The sequence below is a fragment of the Bradyrhizobium erythrophlei genome, assembly GCF_042430365.1.
Taxonomy (GTDB): Bacteria; Pseudomonadota; Alphaproteobacteria; order Rhizobiales; family Xanthobacteraceae; genus Bradyrhizobium; species Bradyrhizobium erythrophlei.
Map to the genome: position 1 here is coordinate 22181 of NZ_JBHMET010000035.1, position 21039 is coordinate 43219.

Annotated in this window: 20 protein-coding genes; 6 read left to right on the forward strand and 14 right to left on the reverse strand. The window is 65.1% G+C overall.

Features of this window, described 5'->3' with window-relative positions:
- Positions 1-57: 57 nt before the first annotated feature.
- Positions 58-996: a GlxA family transcriptional regulator gene (locus ACFFWD_RS05020; RefSeq protein WP_376962073.1), complete on the forward strand. Its 939-nt coding sequence runs from the start codon at positions 58-60 to the stop codon at positions 994-996.
- 186 nt (positions 997-1182) lie between these two features.
- Positions 1183-1377 (forward strand): hypothetical protein, encoded by a 195-nt coding sequence (locus tag ACFFWD_RS05025; RefSeq protein WP_376962075.1) that lies wholly within the window; start codon positions 1183-1185, stop codon positions 1375-1377.
- A gap of 198 nt (positions 1378-1575) precedes the next feature.
- Here the strand turns inward: ACFFWD_RS05025 and ACFFWD_RS05030 are convergent, their stop codons facing one another.
- The 4 genes from ACFFWD_RS05030 to ACFFWD_RS05045 all read right to left on the reverse strand — a co-directional run bounded on the left by ACFFWD_RS05030 (position 1576) and on the right by ACFFWD_RS05045 (position 5298).
- On the reverse strand, positions 1576-1965 hold the full coding sequence (locus ACFFWD_RS05030; RefSeq protein WP_376962077.1) for a hypothetical protein: 390 nt from the start codon (positions 1963-1965) through the stop codon (positions 1576-1578).
- Positions 1966-2142: 177 nt separating this feature from the next.
- On the reverse strand, positions 2143-3366 hold the full coding sequence (locus ACFFWD_RS05035; RefSeq protein WP_376962079.1) for a citrate transporter: 1224 nt from the start codon (positions 3364-3366) through the stop codon (positions 2143-2145).
- Between the two features lie 178 nt (positions 3367-3544).
- Positions 3545-4489, reverse strand: a complete 945-nt coding sequence (lipP1, locus tag ACFFWD_RS05040) for a LipP1 family hormone-sensitive lipase (RefSeq protein ID WP_376962081.1) — start codon at positions 4487-4489, stop codon at positions 3545-3547.
- 38 nt (positions 4490-4527) lie between these two features.
- On the reverse strand, positions 4528-5298 hold the full coding sequence (locus tag ACFFWD_RS05045) for an SDR family NAD(P)-dependent oxidoreductase (protein ID WP_376962083.1): 771 nt from the start codon (positions 5296-5298) through the stop codon (positions 4528-4530).
- 243 nt (positions 5299-5541) lie between these two features.
- Here ACFFWD_RS05045 and ACFFWD_RS05050 point away from each other — a divergent pair, with 243 nt between their 5' ends.
- On the forward strand, positions 5542-6534 hold the full coding sequence (locus tag ACFFWD_RS05050) for a DUF2155 domain-containing protein (RefSeq protein WP_376962085.1): 993 nt from the start codon (positions 5542-5544) through the stop codon (positions 6532-6534).
- A 103-nt stretch (positions 6535-6637) separates the two neighbouring features.
- Here the strand turns inward: ACFFWD_RS05050 and aat are convergent, their stop codons facing one another.
- A complete protein-coding gene (gene aat / locus ACFFWD_RS05055) occupies positions 6638-7318 on the reverse strand; it encodes a leucyl/phenylalanyl-tRNA--protein transferase (protein WP_376962087.1) in 681 nt (226 codons plus the stop codon).
- A 219-nt stretch (positions 7319-7537) separates the two neighbouring features.
- Between aat and ACFFWD_RS05060 the strand changes: the two genes are divergently transcribed.
- On the forward strand, positions 7538-8980 hold the full coding sequence (locus ACFFWD_RS05060) for a DASS family sodium-coupled anion symporter (RefSeq protein ID WP_376962089.1): 1443 nt from the start codon (positions 7538-7540) through the stop codon (positions 8978-8980).
- 14 nt (positions 8981-8994) lie between these two features.
- On the opposite strand, the gene ACFFWD_RS05065 is transcribed toward ACFFWD_RS05060, so the two are convergent.
- The 9 genes from ACFFWD_RS05065 to ACFFWD_RS05105 form a co-directional block, all read right to left on the reverse strand.
- Positions 8995-10083 carry a sensor histidine kinase gene (locus tag ACFFWD_RS05065; protein ID WP_376962091.1) on the reverse strand — a complete coding sequence of 363 codons (1089 nt, stop codon included), beginning with the start codon at positions 10081-10083 and terminating at the stop codon, positions 8995-8997.
- On the reverse strand, positions 10080-10520 hold the full coding sequence (locus ACFFWD_RS05070) for a response regulator (protein WP_376962093.1): 441 nt from the start codon (positions 10518-10520) through the stop codon (positions 10080-10082). Before ACFFWD_RS05070 ends, ACFFWD_RS05065 begins: the two co-directional genes overlap by 4 nt.
- Entirely contained in the window at positions 10517-12049 is a 1533-nt protein-coding gene (locus ACFFWD_RS05075; RefSeq protein WP_376962131.1) for a sensor histidine kinase, read from the reverse strand. The genes ACFFWD_RS05070 and ACFFWD_RS05075 overlap by 4 nt, the downstream gene beginning before the upstream one ends.
- Before the next feature lie 105 nt (positions 12050-12154).
- The gene (gene accC, locus ACFFWD_RS05080) at positions 12155-13513 is read right to left on the reverse strand and encodes an acetyl-CoA carboxylase biotin carboxylase subunit (RefSeq protein WP_376962095.1); all 1359 of its coding nucleotides are present in this window, start codon (positions 13511-13513) and stop codon (positions 12155-12157) included.
- 24 nt (positions 13514-13537) lie between these two features.
- A complete protein-coding gene (accB, locus tag ACFFWD_RS05085) occupies positions 13538-14032 on the reverse strand; it encodes an acetyl-CoA carboxylase biotin carboxyl carrier protein (RefSeq protein ID WP_376962097.1) in 495 nt (164 codons plus the stop codon).
- A gap of 51 nt (positions 14033-14083) precedes the next feature.
- On the reverse strand, positions 14084-14551 hold the full coding sequence (gene aroQ, locus ACFFWD_RS05090) for a type II 3-dehydroquinate dehydratase (protein WP_376962099.1): 468 nt from the start codon (positions 14549-14551) through the stop codon (positions 14084-14086).
- Between the two features lie 278 nt (positions 14552-14829).
- The gene (locus tag ACFFWD_RS05095; protein ID WP_376962101.1) at positions 14830-15612 is read right to left on the reverse strand and encodes a DUF1236 domain-containing protein; all 783 of its coding nucleotides are present in this window, start codon (positions 15610-15612) and stop codon (positions 14830-14832) included.
- Positions 15613-15827: 215 nt separating this feature from the next.
- Positions 15828-16595 (reverse strand): DsbA family protein, encoded by a 768-nt coding sequence (locus ACFFWD_RS05100; protein WP_376962103.1) that lies wholly within the window; start codon positions 16593-16595, stop codon positions 15828-15830.
- A gap of 88 nt (positions 16596-16683) precedes the next feature.
- The gene (locus ACFFWD_RS05105) at positions 16684-18087 is read right to left on the reverse strand and encodes a M48 family metalloprotease (RefSeq protein ID WP_376962105.1); all 1404 of its coding nucleotides are present in this window, start codon (positions 18085-18087) and stop codon (positions 16684-16686) included.
- A 228-nt stretch (positions 18088-18315) separates the two neighbouring features.
- Here ACFFWD_RS05105 and ACFFWD_RS05110 point away from each other — a divergent pair, with 228 nt between their 5' ends.
- Positions 18316-19503, forward strand: coding sequence for a pyridoxal phosphate-dependent aminotransferase (locus tag ACFFWD_RS05110; RefSeq protein WP_376962107.1), 1188 nt, complete (start codon positions 18316-18318; stop codon positions 19501-19503).
- Positions 19504-19682: 179 nt separating this feature from the next.
- Positions 19683-21017 carry a dicarboxylate/amino acid:cation symporter gene (locus ACFFWD_RS05115; RefSeq protein ID WP_376962109.1) on the forward strand — a complete coding sequence of 445 codons (1335 nt, stop codon included), beginning with the start codon at positions 19683-19685 and terminating at the stop codon, positions 21015-21017.
- Positions 21018-21039: the final 22 nt, after the last annotated feature.

Genomic DNA, 21039 nt, shown 5'->3' on the forward strand with positions numbered 1-21039 from the left:
CAAGAATGGCGTATTTCCCTCGTTTTAGGACATGGCGCCGCTTGCGAGGATTTGACCATGATCGGCGTCCTGATCTTTCCCGACTTCCAGCTGCTCGATGCGGCCGGCCCGATCGCTGCGTTCGAGATCGCCGCGCGCTTCGCCGGCAGCGCGCCGGCGATCAGGACGATCGCGGTGAAGGCCGGGCCGGTGCGTAGCTCATCCGGCGTTGAAATGCTCGCGCGCGGGCTGAGGTCGTCGGCCGCGCTCACGACGTTGATCATCGCCGGCGGCGAGGGCGTACGGACGTCGGCCACCTGTCCGACGACGCTGGCGTTCGTACGGCGGATCGCCTCGCGAGGTATCCGCGTCGCCAGCGTCTGTTCGGGCGCCTATGTGCTCGCCGAGTCGGGCCTGCTCGACGGCCGCCGCGCGACAACGCATTGGGGGCGCACGCCGCATTTCGTGAAGGCCTATCCGAAGATCAAGCTCGAGCCCGACCAGATCTTCGTCCGCGACGGCAACATCTGGAGTTCGGCCGGCATCACCGCCGGCATCGATCTCGCGCTGGCGATGATCGCGGAGGATTATGGCGACGAGGTCGCGCAGAAGACCGCGCGCCAGCTCGTGCTTTACCATCGCCGCAGCGGCGGGCAGTCGCAATTCTCGCAGCTCTTGGAATTGAAGGCGCCGAACGGCCGCTTCGGGCCGCTGCTCGCCTGGGCGCGCGAAAATCTCGACGCGCCGCTGACGGTTGAGGACCTCGCCGAGAAGGCCGGCATGAGCTCCCGGCATTTCACCCGCGCCTTCATCGCGGAGACCGGCACCACGCCGTCGAAGGCGGTGGAGCGGCTGCGCATCGAGGTGGCGCGGCAGCGGGTGCAGTCGTCGGGCGAAGCCATCGAGCGCGTTGCCGAAATCACCGGCTTCCGCGATCCCGAGCGGATGCGCCGCGCCTTCATCCGCGCCTTCGGCCAGCCGCCGCAATCGCTGCGCCGCGCAGCGCGGGCGGGTTAGGTCGTCGAGCCAAAATTCCAGCAGCGCCAATGGATTTGGTGGCGTCCGCACGCAGAGGCAACTTGAGTTTCGGACAAGTTCGTTGTCCGATCTCGCGCGCGACTCATGCTCGTCTTTGCACTTTGAACCTGCGCGAGGTTCCCGTGACCACATAGTAAGTGGGCGTGCGGACTGGAGGAGGTTCCAATGACAAAGCATCGGAGGATTGTTGGGTTGGTGATGATCGCTCTGCTCGCTGTCACCGCAACCGCCGCCGCGATAAGGTCGCACGCGTCTCGGACCGACGGCACTGTCGTCTCCGGCGCGGACACGCTGCCGGCTGCGGATTTCAACGACCGCTGGTCGCCGATATCGGCTTCTTCCGGCAACGGACATGGCTGACCGGGCACCTGGCCTCCGCAAAGCGCCCCACAAAAATGCCCCGCCGAAGCGGGGCATGATGTTGAACGGCTTGGCATTGAATGGAACTAAGAGGTGCCGCCGCGTGGGAATGGCGAAACCATTCACCTCACACAAGATAAGCCCCGCGATCCAAGAATAGTCAGGCGCGGATCGCGAGAAACGGCGACAGCCTAGACATCACTGGGTCAATGTATCGGTCGCGATCTTCTTCTTGAGTGTTTCGCAGGTATCTCTGACCTCCGTGGTCATCAACGAGACGGCCTCGATCTGCAAGAAGAAACGCTTGCCCTGATCGCGATAACCTGCAGCGAACTCCTTGATTTCTGCGATCATGTCATGGACGCCGGCCACCATCGCCTCGCACTTCTTGGCGGCCAATTGCAGTTCTGTTCCGAGGGCCTCGATCTCTTTCACGGCCGCTTCGTATTCGCGCACGACCGCCTCGGCTGACAGCTTGCCAACCTCGTTGACGCCGTTGCGGTGCTCGACGTAGTCCGGCATCGGTGAGAGAGGCCGAGTGTTGCCGCGTGGTCGAGGTGAACTCACCGAGTTGATTTCGCCCTGCATCTGTTCCAACTCCGACGGGGCGCGGGTGAGGACTTCTGCACTAACACTCATGCGAACGCTCCATAAGTTGTTACGGCGAATGGAGTTTAGCAATGTCAACGGATTTGTCTCGTTTTTCCACAACTTTGAAGTAAGCGATTGTGCGCTGCACCATAGCAGCTTCGCCATCTGCCGGCGTCAGTGCGGGGCGTCGGGATGCCAGCCGAGCAGGGCCAGCATCACGAAGAAGCCGACGACATAGGCGATGATGACCGGCCAGCCCTGGGTGATCCACCGCACCACGGATTTGGCCTCCGGATACATGTTGGAGACGGCGACGCCGGCGGACGAGCCGAACCAGACCATCGAGCCGCCAAACCCGACGGTGTAGGCGAGGAAGCCCCAATCGTAGCCGCCTTGCTTGAGCGCGAGCGCGGTCAGGGGAATGTTGTCGAACACCGCGGAGACAAAGCCGAGGCCGAGCGCGGTCTGCCACGACGCAACCGGCAGCTTTTCCACCGGCATCATCGAGGCCGCCGTCACCAGCGCGAGCAGGAACACGGTGCCCTTCAAGGTTTCCGGCATCACCGACCAGTCCGGCCGGCGCAACACGGCGGTCAACAGGATGGCGCACCACACCGCGAACCCCAGCACCGGGAGCGCGTCGAGCAGCGCGGGGAATTTCAGATTGGCCGTCACATTGGCGGCGAGCGCGGCAAGCAGGATCACGGCCACGATCGCGACGCGCGTCCAGTCGACCGTCAGGCCCGACGGCGCGTTCTTCACGATCGGGGAGAAACGATGCTGCTGCAGCGAGGCCGGCACAGCAAAGACCAGCATGGCGACGGCGGCGGCGACATAGGCTTCCACCACAGTGAGCGGACTGATGCCGTCGATCCACATCATCGTCGTCGTGGTGTCGCCGACGACGCTACCCGCGCCGCCGGCGTTGGACGCCGCAACGATGGCGGCGAGATAGCCGAGACGGATGCGGCCGCGGAAGACGTGGCGGGCGACTGTTCCGCCGATCAGAGCGGCTGCGATATTGTCGAGGAAACCCGACAGCACGAACACGATCACGAGCAGGATCAGGCCGCCCTTCCAATCATCGGGCAGCAGCGCCGGCATCTCGTCCGGGATCCGGCTTTCCTCGAAATGGCGCGACAGCAGCGCAAATCCCATCAGGAGCAGGAACAGGTTCGCAAGCGTGACCCACTCATGCTCCATGTGGTGCGCGAGGCCAGGCAGGCCCGGGCCGAATTTCGCGAAGCCCGTGAACACGAGCTTGTAGGCGACGATCGCCGCAAGTCCCGTCAACGCCACCGCAAGCGTGTGGTGATGGAAGATCGCGACGCCGAGCAGCGTCAGTCCGAACAGGAAGAAATCGAGCGGAATACCGAAGACGAGGACAGGTGCGAGCAAGGCGATCCCGACGGCTGGAGGCTGCCGGCCGGGTGTGAAGCAGCCGGCCAGCGCGCACTATCGCGAGGCGAGCCGGAACTTCAAGGCGCGCTATCGCCGCAAGGCCGCGGGATCATCGATTGACCGGACGCCGGCAAGCGTCCGGTCAATCGCACTTGCGCGACAAGTCGATCGCCCCTCAGCCCAACGCCTTCAGCCAGGCGCTGATCTCTGAAACCGCGATGTTGGCCTGGTTGAGCAGCTTGCCCATGGTGAAGAAGCCGTGGAACTGGCCGGGGAAATGGCGGTAGGTCACGTTCACGCCAGCCTCCTTCAGGAATTTGGCGTATTCGTCGCCTTCGTCGCGCAGCGGATCGGCGCCGGCGGTCAGCACATAGGCCGGCGGCAGCCCCGCAAAGCTTTTTGCCCGCGCCGGCGAGGCGCGCCAATCGCTCGAATCCGCACCGCCGAGATAGTGATCGCCGAACCAGCCGATCACCGAATGCGTCAGGAGGATGCTGGTCTCGGGCTCGCGGTGCGATGGATGCTTCCGCGAGAATTCGGTCGCGGGATAGACGAGGAGCTGGCCTGCGAGCTTCGGCCCGTCGCCGTCGCGCGCGGCGAGCGCGACGACGGCTGCGAGGTTGCCGCCGGCGCTGTCGCCGCCGACGATCAGGCGTGACGCATCGATGCCAAGCTCTTTCGCGTTGGCCGCAACCCACTTCGCGGCGATGATGGCGTCATCGACGGCGGCGGGGAAACGGTGCTCGGGCGCCAGGCGATAATCGACCGAGATCACGATCAGCTCGCCCTCATGGGCGAGCTTCTGGCACACCACCTCGTGGGTATCGAGGTCGCCGATCACCCAGCCGCCGCCGTGGTAGAACACCAGGCACGGTGCGAGCCCATTGCTCTTGCGCAGCGTCTTCGGCGTGTAGATCCGCGCCGGGATCGCGCCGTGCGGCGCGGGGATCGAAAGCTCCTTGCTCGAGTGAAGCGCGGGTGGCTCGGGGTTACTGACGAGGCGCGCAGCCCGGTAGTATTCGCGCGCTTCCGGGGCCGTCAGCGTCTCATAGGCGGGGCGGCCGGCTTCCTGGAACGCCTTGTAGACGGCGGCGGCATCGGCATCGAGAACAACGGGCATTACGACAACCTTCTTTCTGTTGCTGCTGGATTGGGACGTCAGGCGGCGGTGCGGCCGCCGTCGACGGTGTAGGCGGAGCCTGTGACGTAGCTAGCCTCGTCGGAGGCGAGGAACGCGACGATGGAAGCGACCTCGCTGGCGAGGCCGAGCCGGCGGGCGGGGATGCGGTCGACGATCTTGTCGGTCGGCGGCGGTGCGTTGCCGCCGCTGCGGCCCTGCAGGATGGTAGAGAGCATCCGGCTGTCGATCATGCCGGGGCAAACGCAATTGACGCGCACGCCGGTGCCGCTGCATTCCCAGGCCGCGCTCTTGGTCAGCCCGATCACCGCATGCTTGCTCGCGCTGTAGACCGCGATCATCGGCGAGCCCATGAGGCCGGCGATCGAGGCGGTGTTGATGATGCTGCCCTTGTTCTGCTTGAGCATCACGGGCAGCACGTACTTCATGCCGAGGAAGACGCCGACGACGTTGACGTCGAGCACCCGGCGAAAACTCTCCAACGGATAGTCCGGGATCGGCTTGATGTCGCCCTCGATGCCGGCGTTGTTGTAGAAGGCGTCGATGGTGCCGAACCTGTCGACGGCGGCACGGACATACTCCTTGACCTCGTCCTCCCGGGTGACGTCGGCTGCGACCGCGAGCGCCTCCGCCGAGGCCGGCAGGTCCTTGATCGCGGTCTTCAGGTCGGCCTCGCGGCGATCGACTGCGACAATCCGCGCACCGCGCTCGGCGAGGAGCTGCATCGTTGCGGTTCCGATGACACCGGCAGCGCCGGTGACCCGGCCATCAAGCCTGATCCGATCGGGCATGGGGTTTCCTCTGGCTGGTCCGGTTCAGTGCCGGATTTTCCTCGTTTCCGCGCGGGGGCCGCGCGAGCTCAGGGGCGAGACTATCCCATGTGTTCCAGGGGCTGACCAGTGCAGACCGCTGGCCGGGAAGGGGGCTAAGCCGCCCTTTCCCCGCCGTATTCGCCGTGTTAACCGGTGGACCTGCGAGCGGCCGATATAAAGGTAAACTGTCGCGAGCCCGATTCGCCCCTTGAAGCCCGCGAGATGTTTCGAACCATTGCCCTGACTGGCTTTGCGGCCTTGATCGCCGCCTCAACCGTCTCGCTTGCGCCGCCTGCGCGCGCGCAGATCGGCACGATTTTCTCCGATCCCGCGCCACGCCCGCCCGGCGCGATCCCGCGTGGCGGGCAGGTACAGCCACCCAGCGATGACGACGAGGAAGTGCCGGAGCTGCCGCGCGGCCGGCTGCTGCCGACACCGAACCGTCCGCTGCCGCCTCCGCCGCAGCAGGGCGCCGGCTTGCCGCCGCCGGGCAGTGTGCAATCGCAGCCCTTGGCGCCGCCGCCCGGCACGACGGTCGCGCCGCAGAACCAGCCCGGCGTCGCCGTACAGCCGCCGCAGCCCGGGGCGCCCAATGTCGCCAATGCGCCTGCCGGCCAGCGGCCCGGGCAGGCTCAGCCCAAGGGCGTGCCGCCGACGTCTGCAACCTTGCAGCCGGGCGACGAGGTCGTAACCGAGCCGCCGTCGACCAAGATCACCAACAAGAAGGCGAGCTTCTCCGGTCTCGACAAGGTCACCGGCCGCATCATCAATTTCGACGAGGATATCGGCGAGACCGTGCAGTTCGGCGCGCTGCGCGTAAAGACCGACGCCTGCTACACGCGGCCCTCGACCGAAGCCGCCAACACCGACGCCTTCGTCGAGGTCGACGAGATCACGCTGCAGGGCGAGGTGAAGCGGATCTTCTCGGGCTGGATGTTCGCCGCGAGCCCAGGCCTGCACGGCGTCGAGCACCCGATCTACGACATCTGGCTGGTTGACTGCAAAGGGCCTGACCAGACCATCGTGACGGCAGCACCCGATCCGCCGAAGCAGCCGACGCCGCCGCCGCCGGCCCAGAAGCGTCCGCCGGCGCCGAAGCAGGCCGCGCCGCGTCCGCCGCCGCAGCCGCAATTCCAGCAACAGCCGCCACCGCCACCTCCGCCGCCGCAACAGCAGCGGCCGGGCGGATTGTTCGGCGGGTTGTTCGGGAATTAGTTGCGACGATGTAGCCCGGATGGAGCGATAGCGAAATCCGGGTCCTCTGTCCGCGGATGGATCTGCCCCGGATTGCGCTGCGCTCCATCCGGGCTACGGGGGACTAATTGCGCTCGGCGATGATCGCAAGCGCGTCCGCGCCATTGACCGGCTGCGTCGCCTCGAGCTTGTGGAAATCCGCAGACACGCCCGTGATCGCCTTGTCGAGCAGGGCGCGATAGCGGCGGCGCGGGATTTCGATCGCGCCGAAAGTCTTCAGGTGCTCGGTCACATATTGCGTGTCGAGCAGTTCGTAGCCGCCCGCGATCAGGCGCGCCACCAGGTGCACCAGCGCGACCTTCGAGGCATCGCGCGCAGTGTGGAACATGCTTTCCCCGAAGAAGGCGCGGCCGAGGCTGACGCCATAGAGGCCGCCGACGAGATTGTCGTCCTCCCAGACCTCGACGCTGTGACAATGGCCCGACACATGCAGCCCGATATAGAGATCGCGGATCCGCTTGTTGATCCAGGTGTCGTCGCGTCCGTCCTGCGGCGCCGCGCAGCCGGCGATGACCGCCTTGAACGCGGTGTCGACGGTGACCGTGAAGGCATCTGAGCGAACGGTCCGCGCCAGCCGCGAGGCGATGCGGAAGCCGTCGAGCGGGATCACGCCGCGCAGTTCCGGCTCGACCCAGAACAGGGTCGGATCGTCGGCACTCTCCGCCATCGGGAAGATGCCGCATGCATAGGCGCGCAACAGCACTTCGGGCGTGATTTCGGAAGAGGCGGAGTCGCGCGATGTCATGGGCGGAAAGGATAGCAAAGCCGGCGCCGCGTTGCGATGGCCGCTTTGCACCTCCCGTGGTGTTGACGGGGGGCACCGGTTCATCCAAAAGCCGCGCGGTTAGGTCGCACGCCGTAGGGCGGAACGGCGACGCTATGCTACGTTGCAATGAAAATGGCGGCCCCGCTCGGGACATGGCGGCGGCACGCTTGACGAGGGTCGAAACGGAGGGGGCGCGGCTTGAAGATCTCCTGGAGAACGCTTGCACCGCTGGTCGTGTGGCTCGTGATCTATCTGATCCCGGTGCCGGCGGGGCTGAACGTCAATCAGTGGCACTATTTTGCGGTGTTCGCCGCCGTCATCACCGGCCTGATCCTGGAATCGATGCCGGTCGGCGCGGTCGGCCTGATCGGGCTGACGGTTGCCGGCGTCAGCGGCTATGTCGAGCACGATCCGAACAAGGCGCTGCGCTGGATGCTCGGCGGCTTCTCGGAAAGCACGGTCTGGCTGATCGTCGGCGCCTTCGTGTTCTCGATCGGCTACCGCAAGAGCGGGCTCGGCCGGCGCCTCGCGCTGCTGCTCGTGCGCGCGCTCGGCCGCCGCACCATCGGGCTCGGCTATGCGGTGGCGCTCTCCGATCTCGTGCTGGCGCCGGCGACGCCGTCGAACACCGCACGCTCGGGCGGCACGATCTATCCGATCGTCAGCAACATCCCGCGCATCTATGGTTCCGAGCCGGGACCGACTGCGGGCAAAATCGGCACTTTCGTGATGTGGACGGCGTTCGCGACCACAGCGGTCACGAGCTCGCTGTTCCTGACCGCGCTGGCGCCGAACGCGGCCGCGCTCTCGATCGCCAAGAAGATCGTCAATGTCGAGGTCAGCTGGTCGCAATGGTTCATCGGCTTTGCGCCGCTCGGCATCCTGCTCCTGATCCTGGTGCCGCTGCTCAGCTACATCGTCTGCAAGCCCGAGATCAAAGAGAGCCCCGAGATCGTGGCGTGGAGCAAGGGCGAGCTTGCGAAAATGGGGCCGCCGTCGCGCCATGAATGGATCATGGCCGTGCTGGTGCTGCTGGCGATGTTCTTCTGGATCTGCGGCTCCAATCCCAACATTAACCTGCCGGTGCTCGGCTCCAACTTCATCAACGCCACCACGGTGGTGTTCGTCGTGATCTCGCTGATGCTTTTGACCGGCGTGATCGAATTCGAGGACATCGTCGCCGAGAAGAGCGCCTGGGAGGTGTTCTTCTACTTCACCTCACTGCTGACACTTGCGTCGGGGCTGAACGAGATCGGCTTCATCAAATGGGTGGCGGAGGGCTATGCCAAGCCGCTCGCCGGAATGTCCCCGCCGATGGGGATGATCCTGCTCGTCTCGTTCTTCTTCTGGGTCCACTATTTCTTCTCCAGCATCACCTCGCACACCGCCGCCGTGCTGCCGGTGGTGCTCGCCGTCGGCTCCAGCATTCCGGGCCTGTCCATGCCGACCTTGATGCTGATGTGCGTCTATTCGCTGGGGCTGATGGGCGTGATCTCGCCCTACGCCACGGGACCGGCGCCGATGTATTACGGCAGCGGCTATATCGGGAAGGGTGACTTCTGGAAGTTCGGCCTGATCTTCGGGGTGATCTACTTCGCCGGACTGCTGTTGATCGTGCTGCCCTGGCTGCAGATGGGCTAGTACGGGGCGGTCGCCTACTTCGCCGGGGCGTGGGCCTGCGGCGGCGGCGCGGCGCGGCGGAAGCGCAGCAGCACACGGGTGCCCTGCTGGTGGGCGGGATCGCGCTCGACGCTGGCGTCGAGCTTGGAGGCCATCGCGGTGACGATGCGCTGGCCCATGCCGGTGCCGCGCGGGTCGGTCGTGTCGCCAATGCCGACGCCGTCGTCCGATATCGACAGCAGGAGGTCGTCGCCCTCGGGCTTGAGCTCGACATGGATCGGGCCGGCGCCGTCGGGATAGGCGTATTTCACCGCGTTCATCACCAGCTCGTTGACGATGATGCCGATCGCCACCGCGCGGTCCGGATCGATCTCGATCGGGGCGGCCCGTAGCGTCAGCCGCGACATCCTGTTGCCCTCGGCCGACCGGCGCAGATCCTCCAGCAGGGCCTCGAGATACTGGTTGAGCATCACGGTCTTGAAATCCTGCGAGGTGTAGAGGCGGCGGTGCACCTGCGCGACCGCGGCGACGCGGCCCATGGCGTTGGTCAGCGCGGCCTTGACGTCCTCTTGCGCAGCCGAGTTGGCCTGCAGATGCAACAGCGAGGCGATGATCTGCAGCGAGTTGCCGACCCGGTGATTGACCTCGCGCAGCAGCACCTCACGCTCGGCCGCGAGCGCCGCATAGCGGTCGCGCGAGGCGCGGACCTCGGCTTCCGCCTCGTCGCGCGCCTTCTGGATCGCGGCCTGCCGGATCGCGCCGTTGACCGCGACCTGGAGCAGGGGAATGAACTCGCCCCTGACGTCCTTGACCAGATAGTCGGCGGCGCCGGCCTTGAGCGCGGTGACCGCGATCGCGGAATCCTGCGAGGCCGTCACGAACACCACCGGCGGCGCATCCGGGATTTTCATGATCTGCTCCAGCGTCTCCAGTCCGTCGAGGCCGGGCATGTACTGATCGAGCGCGATGACGTCGATCCCGCCCTCGGCGAGACGATCGAGGCCCTGCTGGCCGCTCGCGGCATGCGCGACCTTGAAGCCGAGGCGCGTCAGGCCGCGCTCGACCAGGCGCGCCAACGCCGCGTCGTCGTCGATATAGAGCAGGGTCGGCGTCGCTGGTATCATGTGGCGGCTGGCGGAACCTGGATGACGGAGAAGAACAGGCCGAGCTGGCGTATCGCGTTGGCGAAGCTTTCGTAGTTCACGGGCTTCGTGATGTACACGTTGCAACCGAGTTCGTAGCAGCGCTTGATCTCGTGGGAGTCGTCGGTCGTGGTCAGCACCACCACGGGCGTCGACTTCAGGTACTTGTTTTCCTTGACCCGCTTCAGAATGTCGATGCCGGTCATATCGGGCAGATTGAGATCGAGCAGGATGAGCAAGGCCTGGCCCTTGCGTTCGGTGCCCGCGCCATCCTTGCCGAATAGGTAGTTGACGGCCGCCGTACCGTTGGTGAACGGCACGATCTCATTGTTGACACCTGAGCGCCGGATATTCCGTTCAATCAGGCGAGCATGGCCTTCATCGTCCTCGATCATGATGATGGTGACTGGATTGCTCATGATGCCTTGTCCCGATCTTTTCCTGTCCAGTTGATCGGCAGCGTTATCGTGAACGTGCTGCCGTGGTGAAGCTCCGAGGCCACCGCCATCGTTCCGCCGAGCCGGCGCACCAGCGCGCGGACATGGGCGAGGCCGATGCCCTGTCCGGGCTTGTCCTGGGTTCCGGCACGGCGGAACAGATCGAAGATGCGCTGATGGTCCTTCGGATCGATACCGCGGCCATTGTCTGATATCTCGAAGATCGCGAAGCCAAGCTTGCTGCGGCCCTGGATCGCGATGTTGCCGGGTACGCCGTCCCTGAGATATTTCAGCGCATTGTCGATCAGATTGGAGAAGATCTGCTCCAGCGCAAGGCGGTCGCTGACGATATTCGGCAGCGCGCCAACGCTGATCGTGGCGTCGGCCGCGGCGGCCTGATGGGCGACCGTCCTGGAAACGCCCTCGATGAGCTCGGTGACGTTGATCCGCTCCGGCATGAACTCGCGCCGGCCCTCGCGGGTGAGATTGAGGATCGCCGAGATCAGGCGATCCATCTTGGCGATCGACGATTTGATGAAGCCGAGCGACTCGTTGAAATCGTCCGACAGCCGCTTGTCGTCGCCCTCGAGCTCGGGCTCGGCGGCGATGGTCGCGTCGTCCGGCGTCGCCGGGGCGAGCGCGGCGGTGCGGCCCAAGGCGGCGATGCGCCGGAAAATATCCCCGCGCAGCTCGTCGAGCTCGCTGGTGAAGCCCATGATGTTGACGAGCGGCGAACGCAGGTCGTGGCTCACGATGTAGGCAAAGCGCTGGATCTCGTCGTTGGCCTCGCGCAGATCGGCGGTGCGCTCGTTGACGGTCGCCTCCAGCGTGACGTTGATGTCGCGCAGCTTCGCCTCGGCCTCATTGCGGACCCGCGCCGACCGGCGCAGCAGGAACACCGCAAGCGCGGCAAGCGAGATCACCATGCAGGACCCGGCGATGGTGACGGAGGAGGCGAGGATCTGGGTTTGATCGGCGCGGGCGGTTCGCATGGCGAACTGCCGGTCCTCCTCGGCGCGCATCGCACGCGAGATGTCCGCGATCGTCTGCACCGCGTCGGTCGAGCTGTCGTTGCGCAAGACATCGACGTTGGCGGCGATGTCGCCGTTCTTGACCGCATCGACGCCGCGCGCAAATTCGGCGAGTCGTTGGGCGACCGCCTCCTTCAGCTTGGTCACGTTGGTGGCCTGGACCGGATTGTCGCGGGTAATTCTGGCGAGCTGCGCGACGGCTGGAGGAATGTCCGCGGCCGCGCTCTGATACTGGGCGAGATATTGCGGTGCCGAGGTCAAAAGGTAGGCGCGCATGGCGCTCTCGGCACGGCGGATTTCGAGCAGCAGGTTCGCGATCTGGCTCTCGACCTCGACCGTGTGCACGACGAGGGCATTGTCTTCGCGCGCCTTGTTGACCAGCAGGACGGAGGCCACGCTGATCGCGATCAGCACCAGGAATCCCACTGCAAGCAGCAGGATCTGCCAAGCCGCGCGGCGTTGTCGTGAAGCAGGCGTCAGGATGATCTCGCCCGTGCCAAGCAAATGGATTTCGATTCGTCCCGGGAAAATGCCCCCAGACGGATCAAACGCTTGACCGGGCGCACGGTTCCACCGGAGTTCCCGCTATTTCGGGGACTCGTCCGGCTGGCCGGCGAGGTACTGCTCCAGCCAGTGGATGTGGTAATCGCCCTCGATGATGTCGGGCTCGCGCACCAGGGCGCGGAACAGCGGCAGCGTCGTCTCGATCCCGTCGACCACCATCTCGTCCAGCGCGCGGCGCAGCCGCATCAGGCATTCGCCGCGGGTCTTGCCGTGCACGATCAGCTTGCCGACCAGCGAGTCGTAGTAGGGCGGGATCACATAGCCTTGATAGACGGCAGAATCGATCCGCACGCCGAGGCCGCCCGGCGCATGGAATTGGGTGATCCGTCCGGGCGAGGGACGGAAGGTCTGCGGGTTTTCCGCATTGATGCGGCATTCGATGGCGTGGCCGATGATCGCGACCTCGTCCTGCTTCGCGGGCAGCTCGCCGCCGGCGGCGATGCGGATCTGCTCCAGCACGAGATCAATGTCGGTGATGCTCTCGGTGACGGGATGCTCGACCTGGATGCGCGTGTTCATCTCGATGAAGTAGAACTCGCCGTCCTCGTAGAGGAATTCGATGGTGCCGACGCCGAGATACTTCATGTCCCGCATCGCCTTGGCGCAGGTCTCGCCGATCCTGGCGCGCGCGGCGGCGGCGAGCACCGGCGAGGGGCCTTCCTCCCAGACCTTCTGGTGGCGACGCTGCAGCGAGCAGTCGCGCTCGCCGAGATGGATGGCGCCGCCGCGGCCGTCGCCGAGAATCTGGATCTCGATGTGGCGCGGCTTCTGCAGGTACTTCTCGAGATAGACCGAAGCGTCGCCGAAGGCGGACTTGGCTTCATTGGCCGCGGTCGAGAGCGCCAGCGCCAGATCGGCCTCGGTGTGGGCGACCTTCATGCCGCGGCCGCCACCGCCGGCGGCGGCCTTCACCAGCACCGGGAAGCCGATTTCCTTCGCGATCGCCATCGCGTCGTCTTCCGACGTCACCGCGCCGTCGGAGCCGGGCACCACGGGAATGCCAAGCCGCTTCGCGGTCTTCTTGGCCTCGATCTTGTCGCCCATCAGGCGGATGTGCTCGGCCTTCGGGCCGATGAAATGCAAATTGTGATCGGCGAGGATCTCGGCGAAGCGCGCGTTCTCCGAGAGGAATCCGTAGCCGGGATGGACCGCATCGGCGCCGGTGATCTCGCAGGCCGCGAGCAGCGCGGGCACGTTGAGATAGGAATCCTTCGACGGCGGCGGGCCGATGCACACGCTCTCGTCGGCAAGCCGCACATGCATCGCGTCGGCATCGGCGGTGGAATGAACCGCGACCGTGGAGATGCCGAGCTCCTTGCAGGCGCGCAGCACGCGCAGCGCGATCTCGCCGCGATTGGCTATGAGGATCTTGTCGAACATCGCAGCGCCTGAGGTTGACGAATTCTACTCAATGATCACGAGCGGCTCGCCGAATTCGACGGGCTGGCCGTCCTCGACGAGGATCTGTGTCACGGTGCCGGCGCGCGGCGACGGAATCTGGTTCATCGTCTTCATCGCCTCGATGATCAGAAGCGTCTGGCCGGCCGACACCTTCGAGCCGACTTCGATAAACGGCTTGGCGCCCGGTTCGGGCGCCCAATAGGCGGTACCGACCATCGGCGAGGGCACGGCGCCCGGGTGTTTCGCAAGATCGGCGGCGGCGGCAGGCGCAGCCGCCGGGGCTGCCGCGACCGGCATGGCAATCGGAGCATGCACGGGCGCGACCGGCACCGATGCGGCAATACTGACGTTGCGGGCGACACGCACGCGCAGGCCGGCGCGCTCGATCTCGATTTCCGTCAGGTTGGTCTCGGCGAGGAGGAGCGCGAGCTCGCGAATGAGCGCGCTGTCGTCGTTTTTGGATTTTGCGGCTGGTTTGTCGTCTGGCTGGCGCGCCATAGTGTTCATCCGGAATCTCTGTCTGGTGACGGGGAACGTCGGGATTGACGGTTAAGTCTTTGCTTTGGCGCCGATCCTGGCGGCAAGGCCAAGGATCGCGAGCCGGTAGCCATCGATGCCAAAGCCACAAAGCGACGCGAACGCGGCTTTAGCGGTGAACGAATGATGCCGGAAGCTCTCACGGGCGTGGATGTTGCTGACGTGAACTTCGACGGCCGGAATCTTCACCGCAACCAGCGCGTCGTGCAGCGCGATCGAGGTGTGGGAGTAGCCGCCGGCGTTGATGATGATGCCTGCAGCCTTCTTGGCATGGGCCTCGTGGATGAAGTCGATCAGCTCGCCCTCGCGATTGGACTGCCGGCAGTCGGCGGTCAGGCCGAATTGCTTCGCGGTGTCCACGCACAGCTTCTCGACATCGGCGAGCGTGGCATGGCCGTAGGTCTCAGGCTCACGGGTCCCCAAGAGATTGAGGTTGGGGCCGTTGAGCACATAGATCGTCGCGGCAGAGGCTTGGGCCATCCAGGAGTCCGGCAAAAGGGGAATTAGATCGCGGGGTTATAGGTAACAACGGCCCGAAGGGAAAGCCTTTAGGTGGCTGGCGTGGCCCTTCAGCAAGCTCAATTCTCCTGTCAGGCCATGGCTCTAAGCCACGGAAAATGCTCATTAACCAACATCTGTGGAAAACTCCCGGTGGGCCCGCCGGCCCCGGGCCTGACGCGACAAAGCCCCGCCTGGTCGGGCGGGGCTTTGCGGGATGAGGGCAGCCCCCAGCGGCCGGCCGTGCGCCGGGGTGGCGGTTAGCCTTCGATGATGTAGACGATCTCGTGCGTCCGCGGCTCGACGATCACGTAGCGGCCCTTGACCAGAATGAACTCATAGCCGCGCCACTGCGGATAGATCACGACGACGCGTTCGGGAACCGGATAGAAGTGCACGCTCGTCGGCACGACCGTGCCGACCGACACGTTGAAGTTCACATTCGTCACCTCGGTCACCTTCTCCGACTTGATCGCCGTGGTGATCTCAGACCGCTTCTCGGCCGGTGGAGCCGCGGTCGCCGACGTCGCTGCGTTGCCGGTCGTGGTTTGCTGTCGGGTCGTGTCTGTTGCGCCCTTCTGCGTCTCCATGCCTTTCTGCTCGGTGGTACCCTTCTGGGTCTCCATACCCTTCTGCTTTTCCATGCCGCTGCTCTTCTCGCGGCTCTCGGTGGCGGTGCCGCCGCTCTTCTCGCGGGTTTCGCCGACGGTGCCGCTCTTGCTGCGTTCGTCGGCCTTCATGTCCTTGCCACCCTTGGTCTCATGCTCGGTGGCCTTGCCGCTAGCGCCCGGCTGTCCTTTCTCGGATTCCGCACCCTTCATGTCGGGCGCTTGACCCGTGGTGGAATGCTCGGAACCCTTCATGCCCTTCTCGTGTTCCATCGTGCCTGATGTCGCGCCACCTGAAGGAGCGCTGTGCTGTATGGTCGCGCCGCCGGTCGCCGGATAGTCCTTGCTTGCGCCACCTGCGCCCTGCGCATTCGCGAAGCCCGTGCCTGCGATCAGGGCCGCTGCGGCGACCGAAATCAGAAAGCGTTTAGACATAAGTTTCTCCTCACGTGTATGCATTGCCCGCGCCGACAACGAGGGAGGATGGGTGATGTTCCCAGTGATTGTTGGTTCCACACGGTTTGTTTTGTGAATGCGCGATGAACACGCGCGCAGCGTTGAACGTCGAACAGTGTCGCGCTTCGCTCAACAAAAAATCCGGCTGCGCAGCAGCCGGATTTTTCAGTGCTTCGGAATGAAAATCGGCGCGATCAGCAAGTCGCCTTGCCGCAGCGGGCGACGCCGATCTTTTCCTTCAGATTGTCGACGCCGACCGCGCCGATCACCACCTGCTTGCCGATCACGTAGCTCGGCGTGCCATTCATGCCCATGGATTCGGCGAGGCGGAAATTCTCCTCTAGCGTCGCCTTGGCTTCCGGTCCCGCCATATCCTTTTCGAGCCTGGCCATGTCGAGCCCGACTTCCTTGGCGACGGCAAGCGCGCGGGCCTTGTCGGCGGCGCCGCGGCCGCCGAGCAGCTTCTGGTGGAAGTCGAGATATTTCTTGCCGGTCGGATCCTGCATGCGCACCGCAACCGCGACCTGGGCAGCCTCGACCGAGCCCTGGCTCAGCACCGGAAATTCCTTGAGCACGACCTTCAGCTTCGGATCCGCCTTCATCAATTCGAGCATGTCGGCCATCGCGCGCTTGCAGTAGCCGCAATTGTAATCGAAGAACTCGACGAAGGTGACGTCGCCGTCCTTGTTGCCGAGCGTCACGCCGCGCGGCGAGTTGAAGATCGTGTCGGCGTTCTTGGCAACGCTCTGCTGATGTTTCTCGGCCTCGGCGGCGGCCTGCCGCTTGCTCAGCTCGTTCATCGCCTCCTCGAGCACCTCAGGGTGCGCGATCAGGTAGTTGCGCACGATGCTCTCGATGTCGCTGCGCTGGCTGTCGGAGAAGCTCTGGGCCGACGCCTGGAGCGGCGCGCCGCAAAGGCCGAGCGCAAGCAGGGCAGGAGCAAGAAAGCGGAGCGATGGCATAGGGCAAATCCTTGTTCGGCCGTGTCTGAAATAACGGCCGGGCTGTGAGCCGGTTTCGGTGATCGTTGTATCGAACTACGGTTTATTTCTAGTTGTTTTTCTGACCCGGCAGCGGCTTGGCGCTCACAATGTCGTCAGCTTTGACCCAGCCGGGCGTGCCGATTGCGAACCGTGTCTTGGCACGTGACGCAAGGTCGCGGGCGGTCTTGCTGTCGCCGCGCAGATAGGCGGCCTGGGCCGAGGCGAGGTCGGCCTGGGCGTAGTCGCCCTTGCGGCCATAGGCCATCGCAAGCTGGGTATAGCCGAGCGGCGCCTCGGTCTCGCGCGCAACGGCGGCGCGCAGGATGCTGATCGCCTCGTCGGTGTAGGCCTTGTTGTCGCTGGCGACCAGGGCCTGGCCGAGCAGCATCTCGATCAGCGCCGAGTTGCCCGAAAGCTGAACCGCCTTGCGCAGCGGCGCGATCGCCTCCGCCGGCTTGCCGCCTTCGAGCAGCGCCTGGCCGCGCAATTCGTAGAAATAGGGGTTGTTCGGCTGCACCTGGATCAGCCCGTCGATCTGCGCGATCGCAGAGCGCAGATCGCCGTGCAGATAGGTGGTGATCGCGCGCGCGTAGCGTGCCGGCAGGCTGTTGTTGGAGAGCGGATAACGCCGGTAGACGGTCTCCTGCCGCTCCATGAAGCCGGAAATCTTGGCGCGCATCATGTCGTGGCGGAGCTGCAGCGCCGGATCGTCCTTCTTCTCCCAATACGGGCTGGTGCGCGCGATCTCCTCCAGCGCCCGCACGCGGTCGATCGGCATCGGGTGCGACTGCAGATAGGGATCATAGCCGCGCGCCGCGAACAGGCTCTCGTCGGTGAAGCGCTTGAACGTCTCGTACATGCCCTTGGGGGACTGGCCGGTCGCGGTCAGGAACTTGACCCCGGCACGGTCGGCGTTTTCCTCCTGCTGCCGTTGGTACGACAGCAGCGTGCGCCGGATCACCTCCTGCGGCGCCGACATCGCGGCCGCGCCGGCATTGGTGAGGCCGTTATTGGTGCCGCTGCGCGCGCCGGCCGCGATGGCGCCGGCGCCGAGCAGCATGGCGATGATCATCTGGGTCTGGGCCTGCGCCAACTGCTCGCGCAACTTGGCGAGATGGCCGCCGGCGAGGTGGCCGGTCTCGTGCGCGAGCACGCCGATGATCTGGTTCGGCGTCTCCGACTGCATCAGCGCGCCGAAGTTGACGAAGATGCGCCGGCCGTCGGCGACAAAGGCGTTGAACGCGCTGTCGTTGAGGATCACGATCTGGATGTTCTGCTTCTCCAGACCTGCGGCGCGCAGGATCGGCCGGGTATATTCGCGCAAGAGCTGCTCGGACTCAGTGTCGCGCAGCACCGGCGGTCCCTTGCCCTGCTGCGCCTGCGCCGCCAGGGGGCCGAACGCCAGCGCGAACGCGGCGGCGAGCGCGGTCAGTTTGAAGGTCCAGGTTCGGGGCGCGAGGCGGAACAGCATGAGGCGGACTATAGGCGCTGGCGGGCCGCGGAAGGCGAGGTTCCGAATCCGGTGCCGACGAGGTCGGACGCGTGATCCAGAGGGTTGTTTTTGCAGTTTTTCTTCACGCGAACCGGTATTCACTTTGCTCGAAAACGCTATAAGGAGCCACCGAATGCGGCCAGTCTGGGGCGGTCGCCTGTGCGGGAACCTGAATCCGGCGACGGCCCGGTCAAATAGCAGAAATCCATGCGTGATGCGACAGTGAGAGACCGTGTGACCAGCCTGTTGACGGCATCCGGACGAAGCGACGTTCCGCCGTTCATGGTGATGGACGTGATGGCGGCCGCGGCGCGAATCGAGGCGGCCGGCGGCCACGTTATCCACATGGAGGTCGGGCAGCCGGCCGCACCGGCGCCGAAACCCGCGATTGCTGCGGCGCAGGCCGCGCTCCGCGACGGGCGGATCGACTACACCTCCGCGCTCGGCATTCCCTCGCTGCGCGCCCGCATCGCGCAGCATTATCGCGAGACCTATCGATGTGAGGTGGATGCCGAGCGCATCATCGTCACAACTGGTTCGTCGGGCGGTTTCATCCTGGCCTTCCTCGCGATGTTCGAGCCGGGCGACCGCGTCGCGGTCACCGTGCCCGGCTATCCGCCGTATCGGCATATCCTGACCGCGCTTGGTTGCGAGCCGGTGCTGATCGAGACCAGCAATGACACGCGTCATGCGCTGACCGGCGAGGCGCTGCTCGCTGCCCATCGCAAGACGCCGCTGAAGGGCGTGCTGGTCGGCAGTCCCGCCAATCCGACCGGCACGATGATGTCGCGCGAGGCGCTGTCGAGCCTGATGGCGGCCGCTGACAGTGCCGGCATCCGCTTCATCTCCGACGAAATCTATCACGGGCTCGACTACGCCTTTCCGTCGGTCACCGCGGCCGAGTTGTCGTCGCGGGCGCTGGTGATCAACTCGTTCTCGAAATACTTCTGCATGACCGGCTGGCGCGTCGGCTGGATGGTGGTGCCGGATGTCCTGGTACGGCCGATCGAACGGTTGCAACAGAACCTCTCGATCTCGGTGCCGACGCTGTCGCAGATCGCGGCCGAAGCTGCGTTCGACGGGCGCGAGGAGATGGAGGCGATCAAGCGCGGTTATCAGGAGAACCGCCGCATCCTGATCGAGGGACTGCCGAAGGCCGGCCTGACCAAGTTCCTTCCGGCCGACGGCGCGTTCTATTTGTATGCCGACGTCTCCGACTTCACCTCGGACAGTTTCGCCTTCGCCAGCGAGATGCTGGAGAAGACGCACGTCGCGGCGACACCGGGTGTCGATTTCGATCCGATTCACGGCCGCTCGTTCATCCGCTTCTCCTACGCCCGCTCGGCCGACGACATGCAGGAAGCGGTTGCGCGGATCGCGCATTGGCTTAAATAGCCGCAAATCTTCAAGACCCAACCTGGGGCGGATCAAGAACGCGCTGGGGGCAACGCTGGTGCCGGCTGCGCGGCGGCTCGCCGATCGCCGCGGATAAGGCGGCCAGGCCGGTCAGTTCCGATTGACTCGGCCGGCCAACTTGATCTTGGCTAGAACCTGCTTCTGAGGGGGAGTGATACATGGCAACGACGACCGTTGCCACGGGTGCGCCGGCAGCCGCCGGCGCCAAGCCGTGGTACAAGATTCTCTACGTCCAGGTCCTGATCGCGATCGTGCTCGGCGCACTGGTGGGCTGGTTGTGGCCCAACCTTGCCACCAACGACTGGATCAAGGCGCTCGGCGACGGTTTCATCAAGCTGATCAAGATGGTGATCGCGCCGATCATCTTCTGCACCGTGGTGTCGGGCATCGCCCACATCCAGGATGCCAAGAAGGTCGGCCGCATCGGCGTCAAGGCGCTGGTCTATTTCGAGATCGTCTCGACGTTTGCACTGGTGATCGGGCTGATCGTCGGCAACGTGATCCGCCCCGGCGCGGGCTTCGGCAACGCCGCGGCGAATGCGCAGGCGGTTGCGGGCTACGCCAAGCAGGCGGAAGCGCAGAAGAGCGTCGACTTCATCCTGCACATCATCCCGGACACCGTCGTCGGCGCGTTCGCGCAGGGCGAGATCCTGCAGGTGCTGCTGTTCTCGGTGCTGTTCGGCTTCGCGATCATGGGCCTCGGCGAGCGCGGCCACACCATCCGCAACTTCATCGACGACGCCGCGCACGCCGTGTTCGGTGTCATCTCGATCGTGATGCGGGCGGCGCCGATCGGTGCGTTCGGCGCGATGGCCTACACCATCGGCAAGTTCGGCACCGGTGCGATCCTCAACCTGCTGGGGCTGATCGCGACGTTCTACCTGACGGCCGCGCTGTTCGTGTTCGTGGTGCTCGGCATCATCGCGCGGATCGCCGGATTCTCGATCTTCAAGTTCCTGGCCTATATCAAGGACGAGCTCTTGATCGTGCTCGGCACGTCGTCCTCGGAAAGCGCGCTGCCGTCATTGATGGAGAAGCTCGAACGGCTCGGCTGCTCGAAGTCCGTGGTCGGCCTCGTGGTCCCGACGGGGTATTCGTTCAACCTCGACGGCACCAACATCTACATGACCCTGGCGACCCTGTTCATCGCGCAGGCGCTCGGCTTCGATCTCAGCTTCACCCAGCAGATCACGATCCTGGTCGTGGCGATGCTGACCTCGAAGGGCGCCTCCGGCATCACCGGCGCGGGCTTCATCACGCTGGCGGCGACGCTCGCGGTGGTCGACCCGCGGCTGGTGCCGGGGATGGCGATCGTGCTCGGCATCGACAAGTTCATGAGCGAATGCCGCGCGCTGACCAATCTGTGCGGCAACGGCGTTGCCTGCGTGATCGTCGCCTGGTGGGAGGGCGAACTCGACCGCGACAAGCTTAATACCAATCTCGCCAAGCAGATCGACCCGACCGACATGGAGACCGCGCTGACGACGGACTGATCAGCGCGATCTCATCGAACGG